Annotated in this window: 18 protein-coding genes; 9 read left to right on the top strand and 9 right to left on the bottom strand. The window is 37.8% G+C overall.

The genetic code is table 11. The features are described 5' to 3' along the window. Positions 1-21 precede the first annotated feature (21 nt). The gene (locus NDQ75_RS04275; RefSeq protein ID WP_202028150.1) at positions 22-666 is read right to left on the bottom strand and encodes a hypothetical protein; all 645 of its coding nucleotides are present in this window, start codon (positions 664-666) and stop codon (positions 22-24) included. 113 nt (positions 667-779) lie between these two features. Between NDQ75_RS04275 and NDQ75_RS04270 the strand changes: the two genes are divergently transcribed. Next, positions 780-998, top strand: coding sequence for a hypothetical protein (locus NDQ75_RS04270; RefSeq protein ID WP_202028149.1), 219 nt, complete (start codon positions 780-782; stop codon positions 996-998). A 36-nt stretch (positions 999-1,034) separates the two neighbouring features. On the opposite strand, the gene NDQ75_RS04265 is transcribed toward NDQ75_RS04270, so the two are convergent. From NDQ75_RS04265 to NDQ75_RS04255, 3 genes are all read right to left on the bottom strand, one after another. Next, the gene (locus NDQ75_RS04265) at positions 1,035-1,634 is read right to left on the bottom strand and encodes a hypothetical protein (RefSeq protein WP_202028148.1); all 600 of its coding nucleotides are present in this window, start codon (positions 1,632-1,634) and stop codon (positions 1,035-1,037) included. 136 nt (positions 1,635-1,770) lie between these two features. Further along, the gene (locus NDQ75_RS04260) at positions 1,771-3,258 is read right to left on the bottom strand and encodes an ArnT family glycosyltransferase (RefSeq protein WP_202028147.1); all 1,488 of its coding nucleotides are present in this window, start codon (positions 3,256-3,258) and stop codon (positions 1,771-1,773) included. A gap of 26 nt (positions 3,259-3,284) precedes the next feature. Further along, positions 3,285-3,719 carry a GNAT family N-acetyltransferase gene (locus NDQ75_RS04255; RefSeq protein WP_202028146.1) on the bottom strand — a complete coding sequence of 145 codons (435 nt, stop codon included), beginning with the start codon at positions 3,717-3,719 and terminating at the stop codon, positions 3,285-3,287. Positions 3,720-3,976: 257 nt separating this feature from the next. On the opposite strand from NDQ75_RS04255, the gene NDQ75_RS04250 reads away from it, so the two are divergent. The 5 genes from NDQ75_RS04250 to NDQ75_RS04230 all read left to right on the top strand — a co-directional run bounded on the left by NDQ75_RS04250 (position 3,977) and on the right by NDQ75_RS04230 (position 7,059). Further along, positions 3,977-4,678: a CoA transferase subunit A gene (locus NDQ75_RS04250; protein WP_202028145.1), complete on the top strand. Its 702-nt coding sequence runs from the start codon at positions 3,977-3,979 to the stop codon at positions 4,676-4,678. A gap of 40 nt (positions 4,679-4,718) precedes the next feature. Next, positions 4,719-5,069, top strand: coding sequence for a four helix bundle protein (locus tag NDQ75_RS04245; RefSeq protein ID WP_202028144.1), 351 nt, complete (start codon positions 4,719-4,721; stop codon positions 5,067-5,069). Positions 5,070-5,109: 40 nt separating this feature from the next. After that, positions 5,110-5,766 (top strand): CoA transferase subunit B, encoded by a 657-nt coding sequence (locus NDQ75_RS04240; RefSeq protein ID WP_202028142.1) that lies wholly within the window; start codon positions 5,110-5,112, stop codon positions 5,764-5,766. Positions 5,767-6,000: 234 nt separating this feature from the next. Next, positions 6,001-6,138, top strand: a complete 138-nt coding sequence (locus tag NDQ75_RS04235; RefSeq protein ID WP_202028140.1) for a hypothetical protein — start codon at positions 6,001-6,003, stop codon at positions 6,136-6,138. 261 nt (positions 6,139-6,399) lie between these two features. After that, positions 6,400-7,059: a class I SAM-dependent methyltransferase gene (locus tag NDQ75_RS04230; protein ID WP_202028139.1), complete on the top strand. Its 660-nt coding sequence runs from the start codon at positions 6,400-6,402 to the stop codon at positions 7,057-7,059. Between the two features lie 81 nt (positions 7,060-7,140). On the opposite strand, the gene NDQ75_RS04225 is transcribed toward NDQ75_RS04230, so the two are convergent. The 4 genes from NDQ75_RS04225 to NDQ75_RS04210 form a co-directional block, all read right to left on the bottom strand. Further along, entirely contained in the window at positions 7,141-7,887 is a 747-nt protein-coding gene (locus tag NDQ75_RS04225) for a succinate dehydrogenase/fumarate reductase iron-sulfur subunit (protein ID WP_202028137.1), read from the bottom strand. Between the two features lie 73 nt (positions 7,888-7,960). Beyond that, positions 7,961-9,964 carry a fumarate reductase/succinate dehydrogenase flavoprotein subunit gene (locus tag NDQ75_RS04220; RefSeq protein WP_202028135.1) on the bottom strand — a complete coding sequence of 668 codons (2,004 nt, stop codon included), beginning with the start codon at positions 9,962-9,964 and terminating at the stop codon, positions 7,961-7,963. A gap of 14 nt (positions 9,965-9,978) precedes the next feature. Beyond that, entirely contained in the window at positions 9,979-10,638 is a 660-nt protein-coding gene (locus tag NDQ75_RS04215) for a succinate dehydrogenase cytochrome b subunit (protein ID WP_202028133.1), read from the bottom strand. A gap of 162 nt (positions 10,639-10,800) precedes the next feature. Further along, on the bottom strand, positions 10,801-11,661 hold the full coding sequence (locus tag NDQ75_RS04210) for a hypothetical protein (protein WP_202028131.1): 861 nt from the start codon (positions 11,659-11,661) through the stop codon (positions 10,801-10,803). Between the two features lie 149 nt (positions 11,662-11,810). Between NDQ75_RS04210 and NDQ75_RS04205 the strand changes: the two genes are divergently transcribed. The 3 genes from NDQ75_RS04205 to NDQ75_RS04195 all read left to right on the top strand — a co-directional run bounded on the left by NDQ75_RS04205 (position 11,811) and on the right by NDQ75_RS04195 (position 14,344). Beyond that, entirely contained in the window at positions 11,811-13,103 is a 1,293-nt protein-coding gene (locus NDQ75_RS04205) for an aminopeptidase P family protein (RefSeq protein ID WP_202028130.1), read from the top strand. A gap of 175 nt (positions 13,104-13,278) precedes the next feature. Next, on the top strand, positions 13,279-14,058 hold the full coding sequence (locus NDQ75_RS04200; RefSeq protein ID WP_202028129.1) for an alpha/beta fold hydrolase: 780 nt from the start codon (positions 13,279-13,281) through the stop codon (positions 14,056-14,058). A gap of 49 nt (positions 14,059-14,107) precedes the next feature. Beyond that, entirely contained in the window at positions 14,108-14,344 is a 237-nt protein-coding gene (locus NDQ75_RS04195) for a hypothetical protein (protein ID WP_202028128.1), read from the top strand. 2 nt (positions 14,345-14,346) lie between these two features. Here the strand turns inward: NDQ75_RS04195 and thiL are convergent, their stop codons facing one another. After that, positions 14,347-15,396, bottom strand: a complete 1,050-nt coding sequence (thiL, locus tag NDQ75_RS04190) for a thiamine-phosphate kinase (protein WP_202028127.1) — start codon at positions 15,394-15,396, stop codon at positions 14,347-14,349. Between the last annotated feature and the right edge of the window lie 95 nt (positions 15,397-15,491).

Below are 15,491 nucleotides of genomic sequence, written 5' to 3'. Positions count from 1 at the left end.
GATTTCTTTTCTGAAAGGTTTTTAGTTATCCACAATTACGCGGGCGGCATTATAACCGTTGTAAAAAGACGGTTCTTTTCTTTTAAGTACTTTAATAACCTTATCTAACTTGTTGTTTAAAAGGTCGGTTGCTTCTTTAAAAATGGTTTCCAAATCCTTTGTAGCCCTAGTTTCTTTAATGCGGTATTGGCGTGGGAGACCACGGAAGACAAGAAATGCATCGAAACTATTTTTGAAGTCCTGTATCTGATTGTCCGTAACGCCATAGTCGGCAAGTGCTTCCAAGTGAAGACTTAGTAAATCAATTATTTCGTGTATAACTGTTATAAAGTCGGTATTGGGCAAACGAAATAAATCTGTAAACGACTTATCGGCCCTGCTTTTCAATTCATCGTTGTTGCTTACTTCTCCATGGACTTCTAGAATATCATTAAGTATATCAGCTTTTTCGGCTACAATTTTCTTTTGTAATACCTTATTTTGATGCACATAGACTTTAGCTTCTTCCTGTGCGTCCTTATGTTCATAAACTTGAAGCAGTAGCTCATTGAGTTCATTTTTATGTTGAACAATTTTATTGATGGCTTCCCATTTATTGGAATTTGCGTCGAGATAGGTTTGAACAGCTTCAAACATTTCAAGTTTACTTCTTTGTCCTGATGTCATGCTATATATATTATGGGTTAACACGCAACAATATAGTAAAAAGTATATATAAAGAGCTTAAAAACTATACAATTAAATTTTGAAAGGCTCCTCTGAAGATTAATTTTCTGGAAATGATTTTAACAGTTCATGCTTTAAGTGAAGTGGTTCATGCTATACAACAAGTGGTTCCTGCTAAGCATAAAGTGGAGCATGTTGGCCGTGAAGAGGGCAATGCTATACACGAAGAAGGTATTGCTTCGCACAAAATGGACGATGTTGCCCACCAAGTGGTTCCTGCTGTAGATAAATTGGATATTGCTATACCTAAAGAGCTTCCTGCTGTGTGTTGAGTGGGTGATGTTGTGGGTTTGGTAGCAAATTTGGAGTTATTTACTCATTGAGGTATAAATTAGTTTTCCGATGCCTCCTCGACTTTTTATCACTTCGTATACTGTTGAGCCTGTCGTAGATCTTTTAGTTACAGACTTTTCTTTTTTTTTCTTCTTAGATTTATCTAGTGTAATTTTGTTTTTCTTTTTTTGTGATTTTTCAATATTTGATAAAGCTCTTAGTCTTGAGTCAAAAAAGTCGATTAACAATTCTTTTTCCGCTTGATCTAAAATATAATTTTCATCAAAATTCTTGATTCCGAAATTTTTAGCGACTCCCGATAATTCGTTCAAACTTAGGTGTAAATTCTTTGCCAATTCAGAATTGTTCGAGTTGAAATTATCTAATAAAAACTTTCTTACAAGGTCATCATTTCTCTTTCGGGGTTGAGTGCTAAAAACTCTTGCTTCCAATTTTTTGTATCCGTTTTGGTTCTTTTTATATGCTTTTAACTCTACTTTCATTTTATTATGCCAAGTCTCAAGATCCTTTTTGCTAGTACTTGAATAAATACGTTTCCATAATTTATTCAAATCTTTTGTAGAGAAAGAATCTTGCTCAAAAAACCTTTCTATGAGGATTTGTTTATTGCACATAAATTTATATTAGAATTCTAAAAACTACTCAAAATTTAATTTCCCGACATAGAAAACAAACATCAAGTTTTCCAAACCTACTAAATATTTCAGAAAAAACTGAAAAACAATTGTATATAATCATTTGCTGGTGTTATCAATCGAAAACGTGCTCTTTATAATCTGCCCACCATTGGGGGATATCAACTTTTGGTTTTCTGCAAATGTAAAGTGGAATGCCGTTTTCCTCCCCAATAGCATATTTATGGGTAATGATTTTTACAAGTTCAACTTCTTTAAAAACATGGGTTACCGCAGGTTTTTCGTTGCCTAAACTTATCCAAACTGTGGCATCTTTGTTTCCGTATCCCCATAACCAAAAACTACCATGTCGACTAATGGGATTTGGCAATCCATATTTTTTACCAATAATTTTTAGTGCGCCTGCCTCGCCATAGTTCTCGGCCCATAGCACGCAGTTGTTTCGTTCGTCTTGTGATAAAGATTGGTAAACACTGTCTACGAGACGTACCTGCTCTTCCCAACCAAACATATCGGCATAATCGCTTGTTAGTTCTATACGGCCTTTATCTTCTTCTAAACTTTTATACGTAACAAACTTTTCAATGGGTAATACGGGCGTGGCTTCTGGAATAAAATATAAAGTTGGTGCCAATACTGCCACCGCTATTACGATTACCCAAACAGTTTTTTTTGACAATAAGCGCTCTATCGTAGCCGCTCCGCTGGCAAAAAGCACGGGATAAATGCCAAACACATAATAGGCTTTTGAGTGAAGCAACCACAGCGTTGAAAAGATTATGACCACACCCACACCAACTGCGCGGTATTTTTTTAAATGTTCACTTGCTAGAAGCGCAACAGCCCCAAACAGACTTATTACAAGTGTAAATGGAAAGTTTAATTGCGCCAGAGCAAATTCCCAGGGATTTATGTCTTCAAGTTGGTTTTGGTTGAGGGCTTGCAGATGTTTTAAAAGCGGGAAGTCATTTTGTACCTGCCATATAACATTCGGTAGAAAAATTAAAAACCCAATGAATGCAGCGACGTACAACCATTTGTTTTTGAAAAGGGCTCCTTTTTTATAGAAAAACAGTCCGATAAGAAGTCCGAATGCCCAAACCAGCATGGTATATTTATTCAGCAAACCGATTCCTAAAGTGGCTCCCAAGAGAAGCAGGAATTTTTTATTACTGGTGTTGACGTATTTTATAAAAAGGTAAAATCCGAGTGTCCAAAACAACTGATTGAATGCGACCGGTTGAAATAAGGTGTGGTTTCTATAAAAGGGAAGAAAAGCAAGTATGCAAACACCAGAGAGCAATATGGCTTTGGTTTTCCCGCCAAGCTCCTTGGCCATCAAACAGCATATAATTAGGATGGCAACACCTGCAAGCGTGGGAAATAAACGAGTCCCCCAAAGGGAATAATCAAAGAACCAATACGATAATTTTCCGATGGCGGCAATAAAGGGTGGGAACTCCATAAACCCCCAATCCAAATGTTCGCTTGCCGATAAGTGCAGTAATTCATCTCGGTGAAAGCCATAGTTTCTGTTTCCGAAGCAATGAATTACAAACTTCACAAGTGAAAGACAGATAATTATGGGCAGGTATTTTTTCATGGTTGGTCAGGTGGTTTTAATCAAAATTACAATCGCTTCCAAAAATGAAAACCGAGAATGGAAAAACCGTTATTGAAATAGAATTTATGGGAGCGGGCGTTTTGCACGTAAGTGTTTAGTTCAATGGTTTTGCATTGGTTTTCCTTCGCCCAAGCATTGATATGTTCAAAAAAGATTTTTCCCAATCCTTTGGACTGAATGTTGCTATCGATAATTACATTGTCAACTTCCAGTTGTTTGCCGGAATAGAGGCGAACGGTAATCCATCCACTGGAAATCCCCACGAGCGAGTCTTCCATAAACAGACCGAAGCAATGATAATTAGGGAAAGTAAACATTTCCTTTTGGTAGGCTTTCACCTCTTCCAAAGTTAGTTTTGGATTTAATTGCTGCCCCAATAACGAGATTTCTTGAATATTCTCTTGGGTGAGTTTTTTAAAAATTAGCTTGTCGTTTTGCAATGGGATTGGGCTTTAGGGGAAAGGGTTTTGTTAAACGTTAATAAATAAAGAAAGGGAAATGCAAATATCATAAAAAAAGACCTCCTTTGGAATATTAAATGCTTGTAGTTGGCTCGCTTTGTTAATTGAATGTAAAACTACTTTATGATTTGTATCGATTCAAGCAAATATGCTAAGAATCACATTGAAAATAATTACGGCACAAACAATTCCATTTTCTTTGAAATATTCGTAATTTTCAGTAAAAATATTGTCAAATGATTAATAAGAAAGTAGCATCGGTGAAAGAAGCCCTTAAAGGAGTAACCGATAATATGACGTTTTTGCTGGGAGGTTTCGGACTTTGTGGGATTCCCGAAAACGCTATCCAAAGATTGGTGGAGCTTAACATTAAGAATCTTACCTGTATTTCCAACAATGCTGGAGTGGACGATTTCGGACTCGGACTTCTACTTCAAAAGAAACAAATAAAAAAAATGATTTCCTCTTATGTTGGTGAGAACGATGAGTTTGAACGGCAAATGTTAAGCGGAGAATTGGAGGTGGAACTTATTCCACAGGGAACTTTAGCCGAACGTTGCCGTGCCGCGCAAGCCGGAATTCCCGCATTTTATACCCCTGCAGGGTATGGCACCGAAGTAGGCGAAGGAAAAGAAAGTAGAGTTTTTAACGGCAAGCCACACATTTTGGAGCATGCCTTTGAGGCTGATTTCGCTTTCGTAAAAGCTTGGAAAGGTGATGAAGCGGGAAATCTGGTTTTTAAAGGAACGGCCCGAAACTTTAATCCCGTGATGTGTGGAGCAGGAAAAATTACGGTTGCGGAGGTAGAAGAATTACTCCCAGCCGGAAGCCTAGACCCTAACGAAATCCACATCCCTGGCATATTTGTACAACGCATCTTTCAAGGCGAGCGCTACGAAAAACGAATAGAACAACGAACAGTTAGAAAAAGGGTTTAATATTTTTGATGTGACAATGGGATAATTTGAAGATTTGAAAATGAGAAATGAAAAAGAAAATTTAATCATTCAACTTACGTTTGAATTTTCATTAGCCATTATTAGTTATTCTGAAGATTTGAGGTCTTTGCATAAATATGAAATGGCTTCCCAAATTTTTAGATCTGGGACGTCTATCGGTGCAGATGTTTCCGGGGCCCAGAATGCCGAAAGTAAGGCTGACTTTATTCATAAATTTAAAGTAGCAGCAAAGGAAGCAGATGAAATTTCGTATTGGCTTAAATTATGTTTAGCATCACCTTATTATCCCAATCCAAAGGAAAAATTATTTAGAGATTTGAATTCAATCATTTTGGTTATAAGCAAAATCATTGCAACCAGTAAGAAGTAAAATCTTTAAATCTGCAAATTCACGAATTAACAAATCAATTATGGGTTTAACAAAAGAACAAATAGCACAACGCATCGCCAAAGAAGTTAAAGATGGTTATTATGTAAACTTAGGAATTGGCATTCCAACTCTGGTGGCCAACTATGTGCGCGATGATATTTCGGTAGAATTCCAAAGTGAAAATGGCGTTTTAGGAATGGGGCCTTTTCCGTTTGAAGGGAAAGAAGATGCCGATATAATAAATGCAGGAAAACAAACAATTACCACCCTAAAAGGAGCCTCCTTTTTCGATTCTGCCTTAAGTTTTGGTATGATCCGTGGTCAACATGTAGATTTAACCATTTTGGGCGCGATGGAAGTAGCTGATAATGGCGATATTGCCAATTGGAAAATTCCTGGTAAAATGGTAAAAGGTATGGGAGGCGCGATGGATTTGGTGGCTTCCGCAGAAAATATTATTGTGGCTATGATGCATACCAATCGCGCTGGTGAATCCAAATTACTCAAAGAATGTTCCTTGCCTTTAACAGGTGTAAAGTGCGTTAAAAAGATAGTTACCAACTTAGCAGTTTTAGAAATTACTTCGGAAGGGTTTAAGCTGTTGGAAAGAGCACCAGGGGTTTCCGTAGCAGAAATAAAAGAGGCTACGCAAGGTCGTTTGATTGTACCCAATGAAGTTCCCGAAATGACATTATAATTTTAACATTGCATTTCATCGAATTTTTATGTTCGTTAATCTGATATTTGGGTAAAAAGTATAGTTTTGCAGGCAATTGAAGTTCTTAAAAAGGAGTGAAAAGTATGTTATCTTAATGTTAACAACAATTTTTTGGGGCTTCACAACAAAATTATGGTTTTCTTGAAGATTTGCTATAGATTTATGCTTCAAGACTTTAAAAAAGAGATACAAACCCTACTTAATTTTATGCTGATGAGAGACTATACCTTAACCTACGAAGACAACCAACAGGATGAAACTATTTTTAATGTTTTGGGAGAAAACATTAGAGGAACTGTTACATTACTTAAAAGTTTACTTATTGTGGCTAAAAAACTATTAATGTTCTAAACGCCCCAAAGAACAAGCCCCAAAAGTTTTTTGCTAAGATTTGAAAAGGGAAGTAACTGAAAAGTACTTCCCTTTTTATTTACCGTGATATTTAACTCGACTGCCGTCAGACAAGTTGCTTCGACGCTTGCGTCGAGGTTAAGTACTTTCTCTTTTTTCAATCTTTATCTTTTTCCGCTCATTCCCACATTCACTTTTTTACCCTTTGCCTTTTTAGGCTTTTCCTTTAATTTTGTTAATACAAAAGGTTTTAAAATATCCATGTCCAACAGAATTAAAAAACCATGGCCCACTAAAGATGCTATGGAGCAAATTTATGAGCTAAATCTTTGGGGCGGCTTTCACACCGATTTTTACTCGGGGGATGGCTCCCATAATCCAAATCTTGTAGAGCCTTATATAAAAGCCGTAAGGGATTTTCTAACCACTTTTGCGAAGCCACTTGTGGTGTGCGATTTGGGTTGTGGTGATTTCAATATTGGCAGACAGCTTTTTGGTTTAACGAAAAGATATATAGCTATTGATATTGTTGAAAGTCTGATTAAAAGAAACAGAAATAAATTTGGCGGGGAAAATATTGAATTTCATTGCCTGGATATCGCCACTGATAATATGCCCTCAGCAGATTGTATTTTACTGCGTCAGGTGCTTCAACACTTATCAAATAACGAGGTGGAAAGTGTTGTAAGAAAGCTTCCAAACTATAATTATGTTATTTTAACTGAACACCTTCCGGAAGGAAATTTTCAACCCAATAAAGACATCATTTCCGGACAGGGAATCCGATTAAAGAAAAATAGTGGTATTGATTTATTAGCGCCACCGTTTAATTTGAAGGTTAAAGAAACCATTCCGTTGCTTTCCATTCCCTTAGATGAAAACAAGGGAGTTATTGTTACTACTTTATTTCAGATGTATTGAGGTTGGGGATTATTCAAAAAGAAAAACCCTAAGCAATAAAATTGCTCAGGGATTCCAATTATCTTTAAGCAAGTTGCTTACTTATTTTTTCACGCTTGCCGCAATATATTCACGGTTCATTCTAGCGATGTTTTCCAAAGAAATTCCCTTTGGACATTCAATTTCGCAAGCACCAGTGTTGGAACAGTTTCCAAAACCTTCTTCATCCATCTGTCTTACCATGTTTAAAACACGGTCGGTAGCTTCTACACGACCTTGTGGTAATAAGGCAAACTGGGAAACTTTAGCAGAAGTGAACAGCATCGCACTAGCATTTTTACAAGCAGCTACACAAGCCCCGCACCCAATACAAGTTGCCGCAGCAAAAGAATCGTCTGCATCATGTTTGTTAACTGGAATAGCATTGGCATCGATAGTATTTCCTGAAGTGTTAACGGAAATAAAACCACCCGCTTGCTGAATTCTGTCGAAAGAGCTTCTATCTACAATTAAATCCTTTATAACTGGAAAAGCTTTTGCTCTAAATGGCTCAATGGTAATAGTATCGCCATCGTTGAACATACGCATGTGCAATTGACATGTGGTAACTCCTCGGTCTGGACCATGAGGCTCTCCATTAATTTGTAAAGAACATGCTCCACAAATTCCTTCACGACAGTCATGATCAAATTCCACAGGCTCTTCTCCTTTAGAAATGAGATCTTCGTTTAAAACGTCTAGCATTTCCAAAAAAGACATATCTTCATCTACCCCAGAGATTGGGTAGTCTACCATCTTTCCTTTTGTGTTGGCATCTTGTTGACGCCATATTTTTAATGTAAGATTCATATTATTTAGATTTTAGTATTGAGTATTGAGTATTGAGCAGTTAATCTAACATCTCATATCTCAACACTTGCATCTATTTGTATGAGCGTGTTTTAAGCTCAATGTTTTTGTATTCTAATTCTTCCTTGTGTAATACGGCTTCGCTAGGTTGTCCTTTATATTCCCAAGCGGCAACGTATTTAAAGTTCTCATCGTCACGTAAAGCTTCTCCTTCTTCTGTTTGGTATTCTTCCCTAAAGTGTCCTCCACAAGATTCGTTTCTATGTAAGGCATCTTTAGCGAAAAGCTCACCTAATTCTAAGAAATCTGCTACACGCATGGCTTTTTCGAGCTCGCTGTTTTTACCTTCGGCGCTACCAGGAACCAATACATTTTTGTAAAAGTCCTCTCTTAATTCTTTAATTTCGGTAATAGCTTCCTGTAATCCCTGCGCGTTACGGGCCATTCCGCATTTGTTCCACATAATTTTACCAAGCTTTTTGTGGTAATAATCAACGGAATGATTTCCTTTATTATTTACCAATTTAGCTATTTGGTCGCGAACATTCTTTTCTGCTTCATCAAACTCTGGTGAATCCGTAGGTATTTTTCCAGTACGAATATCTTGCGCTAGATAATCTCCAATAGTGTATGGCAGCACAAAATATCCGTCTGCCAAACCTTGCATCAAGGCAGAAGCACCCAATCGGTTTGCACCGTGATCAGAGAAGTTAGCTTCACCCGCTGCGTAGCAACCAGGAATGGTAGTCATTAAATTATAATCTACCCAAATACCACCCATAGTATAGTGCACCGCTGGATAGATTTTCATTGGGGTTTTGTACGGATTCTCATCAACAATCTTCTCGTACATTTGGAAAAGGTTTCCGTATTTGTTTTCTACTACTTTTTCACCTAATTCCCGAATTTCCTTTTCAGAAGCATTTGGATTACCGTGAATGATAGCCTGTTCTTTTCCGTATCGCATAATGGCCGATTCGAAATCCAAGAACACTGCTTCTCCGGTTTTGTTAACACCAAATCCGGCATCACAACGTTCTTTGGCAGCTCTCGATGCCACGTCACGAGGTACAAGGTTACCAAAAGAAGGATATCTTCTTTCCAAATAATAATCTCTATCTTCTTCGGCTAATTCCGTCGGTTTTAATTTTCCTTGACGGATAGCTTCAGCATCTTCTTTTTTCTTCGGAACCCAAATCCTACCATCATTCCGAAGGGATTCAGACATCAACGTTAATTTCGATTGATGATCCCCTGACACCGGAATACAGGTTGGGTGAATCTGTGTATAACACGGATTCGCGAAATAAGCACCTTTTTTATGGATTTTCCATGAAGCGGTAACGTTACTTCCCATCGCATTTGTAGACAAGAAGAACACATTTCCGTACCCTCCTGATGCCACAACTACCGCATGGGCAGAATGGCGCTCAATTTGTCCGGTCACTAAATTCCGTGCGATTATTCCCCGTGCTTTTCCGTCAACAATAACAATGTCTAACATTTCATGACGGTTATAAGACTGAATCTTACCACGGTTTATTTGTCGGTTCATCGCTGCGTAGGCTCCCAACAAAAGTTGTTGACCTGTTTGTCCTTTTGCATAAAACGTACGGGAAACCAATACCCCTCCAAAAGAACGGTTGTCTAGTAGCCCACCATATTCACGCGCGAAAGGAACCCCTTGCGCCACACATTGGTCAATTATATTTGCGGAAACTTCTGCCAATCGGTAAACGTTAGCCTCGCGAGAACGATAATCCCCACCTTTTACCGTATCGTAAAACAAACGGTAGGTAGAATCTCCATCTCCTTGATAGTTTTTAGCCGCATTGATACCCCCTTGTGCTGCAATAGAGTGCGCACGGCGTGGGGAATCTTGGTAACAAAATGTTTTTACATTATATCCTAATTCTGCTAACGTAGCTGCTGCTGAACCACCTGCCAATCCGGTTCCTACTACAATAACATCGATGTTACGTTTGTTTGCCGGATTAACAAGATCTATACTGTTTTTATGATTGGTCCACTTTTTTGCTAAATCGCCTTGTGGTATGTTAGAATCGAAAATTGCCATAATACGTACCTCTTTTAATGATTAAAAAAATGGAAAAGTGCAATAAAAATAAATCCTAATGGGATAAAAATTGCATAGAATTTCCCAATTGATTTTAGGGTAGCATTGAATTTGTTGCTCACCCCAATCGACTGGAAAGCCGATTGAAAACCGTGCAATAAGTGCAATGCTAACAAAACAAAGGCAATTACATATGCCCCTACTCTAATGGGGTTATGAAATTTCTCTACCAATTCGTGGTAGTATCTTGTTGGGTCTTCTGGAGCAAACTCGATATACTTATGGTTTATCTCCGGAAACCAAAAATCAATAAAATGCAGAACCAAAAACGCAAGAATTACGAGTCCGCTGTAAATCATGTTTCTTGAAACCCAGGAGCTATTTGCGCTTCCTTTGTAACTTGCATAACTGATGTCTCTTGCTTGTTTATTTTTAATTTCCAGTATAAAGCCCATCACAAAGTGAAAAACAACCGCAAAAATCAAAATGGGCTGCATTAAAAATTGAACCAACACATTGGTGCCCATAAAGTGTGAAAGTTCATTAAAAGTATTTTCGCTTATTACAGAAGTAAAATTGATGATAAAATGCTGTAAAAGGAAGATTAACAAGAATAAAGCTGAAAGCGACATAGCGACTTTTCTAGCTATTGTTGAATTTAACATTCCGCTCATTAGAATTTTTTTATTTAATACGCACAAAAATACAGTACGAATCAGTCATCTACAAACTTTCGTTTCTGTTTTAACGGCAATTTAGAATGAATTTAAAGTAATTGTTACAAAACAATCAGAAATGTACTACAACGTTATAAATACGTATAATTACGTAGTTTATTAATTACTACTTACTTTTAGGCCTCTTAATCCCATATCGGTTAGTTCTTCTCCAGCGGTAGGTTCGTACTTTCCGTCCATGTTAACTTCTTTCCACTCAAAACTGTTATTTACAGAAAAAGAAAGTGTAACTACAATATCTTCAGTTTCATTACCAGTAATTTCCAATTCTTCACTAAAATCTCCTGTTAGCACGCAAGAGCCTTGGGGGATGGGTGATGTTTCAAAAAGCGGATTCGGAACCGTTACGGCACCTTCTGGAGCTTGACCGGTTAGGGTGTAGCCTTCAGCTTCAAATCCCCAAAAACCTTGTAATTTGTTGTCGTTTACCTCAATAGTTTTTCCGTTAAGTTCGAAAGACTCAATATAGTTATTATAGCCGATAAAGCCTGCTATGGTCGCATCATACTCTGTTCCCTCATTCAAAAGTTTAATACTTCCATTTTGATAGGATGCAGAAATACGTACCCATTTGTAGGTTCCCTTTTTTATTTCGCTAAGCGGAATTTCCAAAAATGTTTCGTTGTCTTGTACCAACGTAGCTTTAGAAAAATCTATGGCCTTAGCGCCACCTTTTGTTGTTTCTTCTCCTTCGTAGATAATCTCTCCGTCCCCTAGAAGTGTAGTCGCTGTTGGGGCCAACTCAATATAATGGGCGCTGAAAGCATTTATTGTCGGAGTTTGTGCGGCATTTCCTGCTGCAACGGTAGCGGGATTTCCTAAATTGTCTAATCGCTCTTGGTTTTTGTCGAACTTAATTTTAACAATCAAATTACTACTAGCAGCAACTTCATCGTTTTTTTCGTTTGAACAGGAAAGCGATAGAAATGTAACGCTTAAAAATAAAGCTATTCTTTTCATTTGTATTTAGATTTGAGGTTATTACGAGTGCAAAAGTAAGAAATTTTCAAATATTTGGATTGTTTATTCTTAAAACAAACTTTATACGAAGTTTAACAAGAAAAGCATTGATTCTTTTTAATTTTGGCAAAATTCAAAATTTATTTCCGATGAAGTACGATCCGATTGACAGCAATCTATTTATAAAAAACCGCCAGAAGTTTATGGCGAAAATGAAACCTAATAGTATTGCCGTTTTCAATTCCAACGATATTTATCCAATAGGTTCCGATAGTACCATGCCTTTTCAGCAGTCTAGAGACCTGTTTTATTTGAGTGGGGTGGACCAAGAAGAAAGCATTTTGGTACTGTTTCCAGATGCACACGAAGCCAAACATCGTGAAATTCTATTTGTACGCGAAACCAACGATCATATTGCAGTTTGGGAAGGTGAAAAACTTACCAAGGAAAAAGCCTTGGAGGTGAGTGGTATTAAAACTACGTATTGGTTGAAAGAATTTGATAAAGTATTTTTTGATATAATGACGGAAGCTGAAAGTGTTTATTTCAACACGAATGAGCATTATCGTCAGTCGGTGGAAACAGAAACACGAGAGGACCGTTTTATCAAATGGTGTAAAGACAAATTTCCTGCCCACAAATGGGAAAAAAGCAATCAAATACTGCAAGAATTGCGAGGCACCAAAGAACCTCAGGAAATTGAATTGATGCAGCAAGCGTGTAATATCACTGAGAAAGCGTTTAAAAGAGTGCTTCAATTTACCAAGCCTGGTGTGTGGGAATACGAAATAGAAGCTGAGTTTATCCACGAATTCACGCGTAACCGTTCCCGTGGTTTTGCTTACACCCCAATTATTGCTTCTGGAAACAATGCGAATGTCCTTCATTATATTGAAAACAAAATGCAGTGTAAGGAAGGCGAGCTTTTGCTAATTGACGCAGGCGCTGAATATGCCAACTACGCGAGTGATATGACAAGGACAATTCCCGTGAGCGGAAGGTTTTCTGAAAGACAAAAAGAAGTGTATAATGCGGTGCTTAAAGTGAAAAAAGAGGCAACACAAATGTTGGTGCCGGGAACCATGTGGAAGGAATTTCATGTGGAAGTGGGTAAATTAATGACTAGTGCCCTTATAGATTTAGGTCTGTTGGATAAAACAGACGTGTTAAAGGAAAATCCAGATTGGCCTGCCTATAAAAAGTATTTTATGCATGGTACAAGTCACCACATTGGTTTGGACACGCACGATTATGGTGCGTTAAAAAAACCTATGAAAGCCAATATGGTGTTTACCGTTGAGCCTGGTATTTATATTCCAAAAGAAGGCTTCGGTATCCGTTTGGAAGATGATGTTGTTATTCAGGAAACGGGCGAACCATTTAATTTAATGCGTAATATTCCAATCGAAGTTGAGGAAATCGAAGATTGGATGAATAGATAAACCATTTGTCACCCTGAGCCTGTCGAAGGGCATTTACAACTAATGTTTTTCGCCAGGTTCAGGATTTTATTGGCATCGCCAAAGGTTATATTACCCGAGGCTTGCCCCGATATTAAAATCTTGTTTCTGAAAAATATCTCTTGTACATACGCCGAGGTAGTTTACTTATCAATTAATGATACATAATTTTAAAGGAACCGATATTTTTTACAAAGACGCTGGTAAAGGCCCTGCAGTGGTTTTGCTTCACGGCTTTTTAGAAAACATGTCTATTTGGGATTCCTTAAAAGAAAAGCTCGTAAAAAAGTACCGTGTTATCACCATTGATCTTTTAGGCCACGGGAAAACAGGCTGCTTGGGTTATGTTCATACCATGGAATTGATGGCTGAAACCGTGAAAGCAATTTTGGACGAGCTTAAAATAAGACGTGTTTCTTTAATTGGTCACTCCATGGGCGGCTACGTAGCGCTTGCTTTTGCAGAGGCCAATCCAGATCAAGTGAAGGCACTTGCATTGGTAAACTCCACGGCTAGGGCAGATTCCGAAGAAAAGAAAAAAAACAGGGATCGTGCGATAGAAATGGTAAAGAAAAACCATAAAAGCTTTGTGCGAATGGGTATTTCTAATCTTTTCCGACCTAAAAACCGTAAAATTTTTGCTGAAGAAATAAAAGCCTTAAAAAAGGAAGCATTAAAAACACCGCTTCAAGGAATTGTTGCTGCTTTGGAAGGAATGAAAATTCGGGACGACAGAGAAATTTTACTTCACTTTACGCCCTTTGCTAAACTGATGATTATCGGGAAAAAAGACCCAGTCCTCGATCACGCCGCTTTAATAGAACAAACCCAAAATACTGAAGTAAAAGTGGTTGAATTTCCTGACGGACACATGAGTTTTATTGAAAACCAATCGCAATTCATCGATAATGTGAAGAAATTCTTAAAAAAAATTTGATAATTAGCAGAATTTGTATAAGTTACGGTACCCAAAAAACATAACCTATATGAAAACCTCTAAATCTACATTCAGAAAAGCACTCTGTTCGGTAATTGGATGTCGCTATGAAGTATCGAAAAAAGTCACTTCCCACATTACGGAATATCGATGCAAGACATGTAAGTGCGAACTTACTACCACCGAAACAGGTCACTTGGATATTTTAACCCCAGAATGGAAAGAGATTAATAAAACGTTGGCATATCTTTATGAGAAAAGACGTGCGCTACAAACGGTTGCTTAATCTTATTCTTGGTTAAAGGAATTCCATCCTCTAGCTTGTAGCTGAATCTTTGTATTGGCACGCGTCACCAAATGCATGCCCTCACTCTCTTGTGTCATGTGGCCAATAATGGATAAATGCGGATTTCCTTTTATTTTAGGAAAATCATCTTGGGAGATAGTGAACAATAATTCGTAATCTTCCCCACCGCTTAAAGCTACAGTAGTGCTACTAATATTAAATTCTTCCGAAGTAGAAATTACTTGCGGATCAAGCGGAATTTTGTCTTCATATAAATTACAGCCCACTTTCGATTGCTTGCACAGATGTATTATTTCCGAGGAAAGTCCGTCACTAATATCAATCATAGAAGTAGGCTTCACTTCCAATTTTTTTAGAAGTTCGGGAATATCTTTACGGGCTTCGGGCTTTAACTGTCTTTCAATGATATAAGTGTATTGGTCTAAATCCGGTTGATTTTGAGGATTTACCTTAAACACTTCTTTTTCCCGTTCTAGTACCTGAAGTCCCAAATAAGCACCACCAACATCACCGCTTACTACCAAAAGATCGTTTGGTTTGGCGCCATTTCTGTAAACTATTTCTTCCTCATCGGCTTCGCCCAAAGCGGTTACTGTAATTAAAAGCCCTTTATTTGAAGATGTAGTGTCGCCACCAACCAAATCAACATTATACATGTCGCATGCAAGTTTTACACCAGCGTAGAGTTCTTCGAGTGCTTCCAATGGAAATCGGTTGGAAACCGCTACGGAAATAGTAATCTGCGTAGCCTTGGCGTTCATGGCATACACATCCGATAGGTTGACAATTACCGATTTATACCCTAAATGCTTCAGCGGCATATAACTAAGGTCGAAATGCACATTTTCCACTAAAAAATCGGTGGTAACCACTGTTTTCTTTCCTTTAAAATCAAGTACGGCAGCATCATCACCAATGCCTTTCACGGTGGATTCGTGCTTAATTTTAAACTGTTTGGTGAGATGATCTATCAAACCAAACTCGCCAAGCTCAGAAATGGAAGTGCGTTGTGGGTTTTTGTCTTCTATCATGCTGCAAAGATAATCAGAGTTTAGTAAAATGCTTCAAAAGAGGCTTTGTTTTCTTTTTTCAAAATTCAGAAAATAGCATTTCTGCAACAATTGGA

It is taken from the genome of Galbibacter mesophilus, assembly GCF_023721415.1.
GTDB lineage: Bacteria > Bacteroidota > Bacteroidia > Flavobacteriales > Flavobacteriaceae > Galbibacter > Galbibacter mesophilus.
This window is presented reverse-complemented; position numbering and strand designations above follow the sequence as displayed.

What these genes read in the sequence shown, in the direction of transcription:
- NDQ75_RS04275 (WP_202028150.1), bottom strand. Translation starts at nt 666, where the DNA reads ATGACATCAGGACAAAGAAGTAAACTTGAAATGTTTGAAGCTGTTCAA.
- NDQ75_RS04270 (WP_202028149.1), top strand. Translation starts at nt 780, where the DNA reads ATGATTTTAACAGTTCATGCTTTAAGTGAAGTGGTTCATGCTATACAA.
- NDQ75_RS04265 (WP_202028148.1), bottom strand. Translation starts at nt 1,634, where the DNA reads ATGTGCAATAAACAAATCCTCATAGAAAGGTTTTTTGAGCAAGATTCT.
- NDQ75_RS04260 (WP_202028147.1), bottom strand. Translation starts at nt 3,258, where the DNA reads ATGAAAAAATACCTGCCCATAATTATCTGTCTTTCACTTGTGAAGTTT.
- NDQ75_RS04250 (WP_202028145.1), top strand. Translation starts at nt 3,977, where the DNA reads ATGATTAATAAGAAAGTAGCATCGGTGAAAGAAGCCCTTAAAGGAGTA.
- NDQ75_RS04245 (WP_202028144.1), top strand. Translation starts at nt 4,719, where the DNA reads ATGAGAAATGAAAAAGAAAATTTAATCATTCAACTTACGTTTGAATTT.
- NDQ75_RS04240 (WP_202028142.1), top strand. Translation starts at nt 5,110, where the DNA reads ATGGGTTTAACAAAAGAACAAATAGCACAACGCATCGCCAAAGAAGTT.
- NDQ75_RS04235 (WP_202028140.1), top strand. Translation starts at nt 6,001, where the DNA reads ATGAGAGACTATACCTTAACCTACGAAGACAACCAACAGGATGAAACT.
- NDQ75_RS04230 (WP_202028139.1), top strand. Translation starts at nt 6,400, where the DNA reads ATGTCCAACAGAATTAAAAAACCATGGCCCACTAAAGATGCTATGGAG.
- NDQ75_RS04225 (WP_202028137.1), bottom strand. Translation starts at nt 7,887, where the DNA reads ATGAATCTTACATTAAAAATATGGCGTCAACAAGATGCCAACACAAAA.
- NDQ75_RS04220 (WP_202028135.1), bottom strand. Translation starts at nt 9,964, where the DNA reads ATGGCAATTTTCGATTCTAACATACCACAAGGCGATTTAGCAAAAAAG.
- NDQ75_RS04215 (WP_202028133.1), bottom strand. Translation starts at nt 10,638, where the DNA reads ATGAGCGGAATGTTAAATTCAACAATAGCTAGAAAAGTCGCTATGTCG.
- NDQ75_RS04210 (WP_202028131.1), bottom strand. Translation starts at nt 11,661, where the DNA reads ATGAAAAGAATAGCTTTATTTTTAAGCGTTACATTTCTATCGCTTTCC.
- NDQ75_RS04205 (WP_202028130.1), top strand. Translation starts at nt 11,811, where the DNA reads ATGAAGTACGATCCGATTGACAGCAATCTATTTATAAAAAACCGCCAG.
- NDQ75_RS04200 (WP_202028129.1), top strand. Translation starts at nt 13,279, where the DNA reads ATGATACATAATTTTAAAGGAACCGATATTTTTTACAAAGACGCTGGT.
- NDQ75_RS04195 (WP_202028128.1), top strand. Translation starts at nt 14,108, where the DNA reads ATGAAAACCTCTAAATCTACATTCAGAAAAGCACTCTGTTCGGTAATT.
- thiL (WP_202028127.1), bottom strand. Translation starts at nt 15,396, where the DNA reads ATGATAGAAGACAAAAACCCACAACGCACTTCCATTTCTGAGCTTGGC.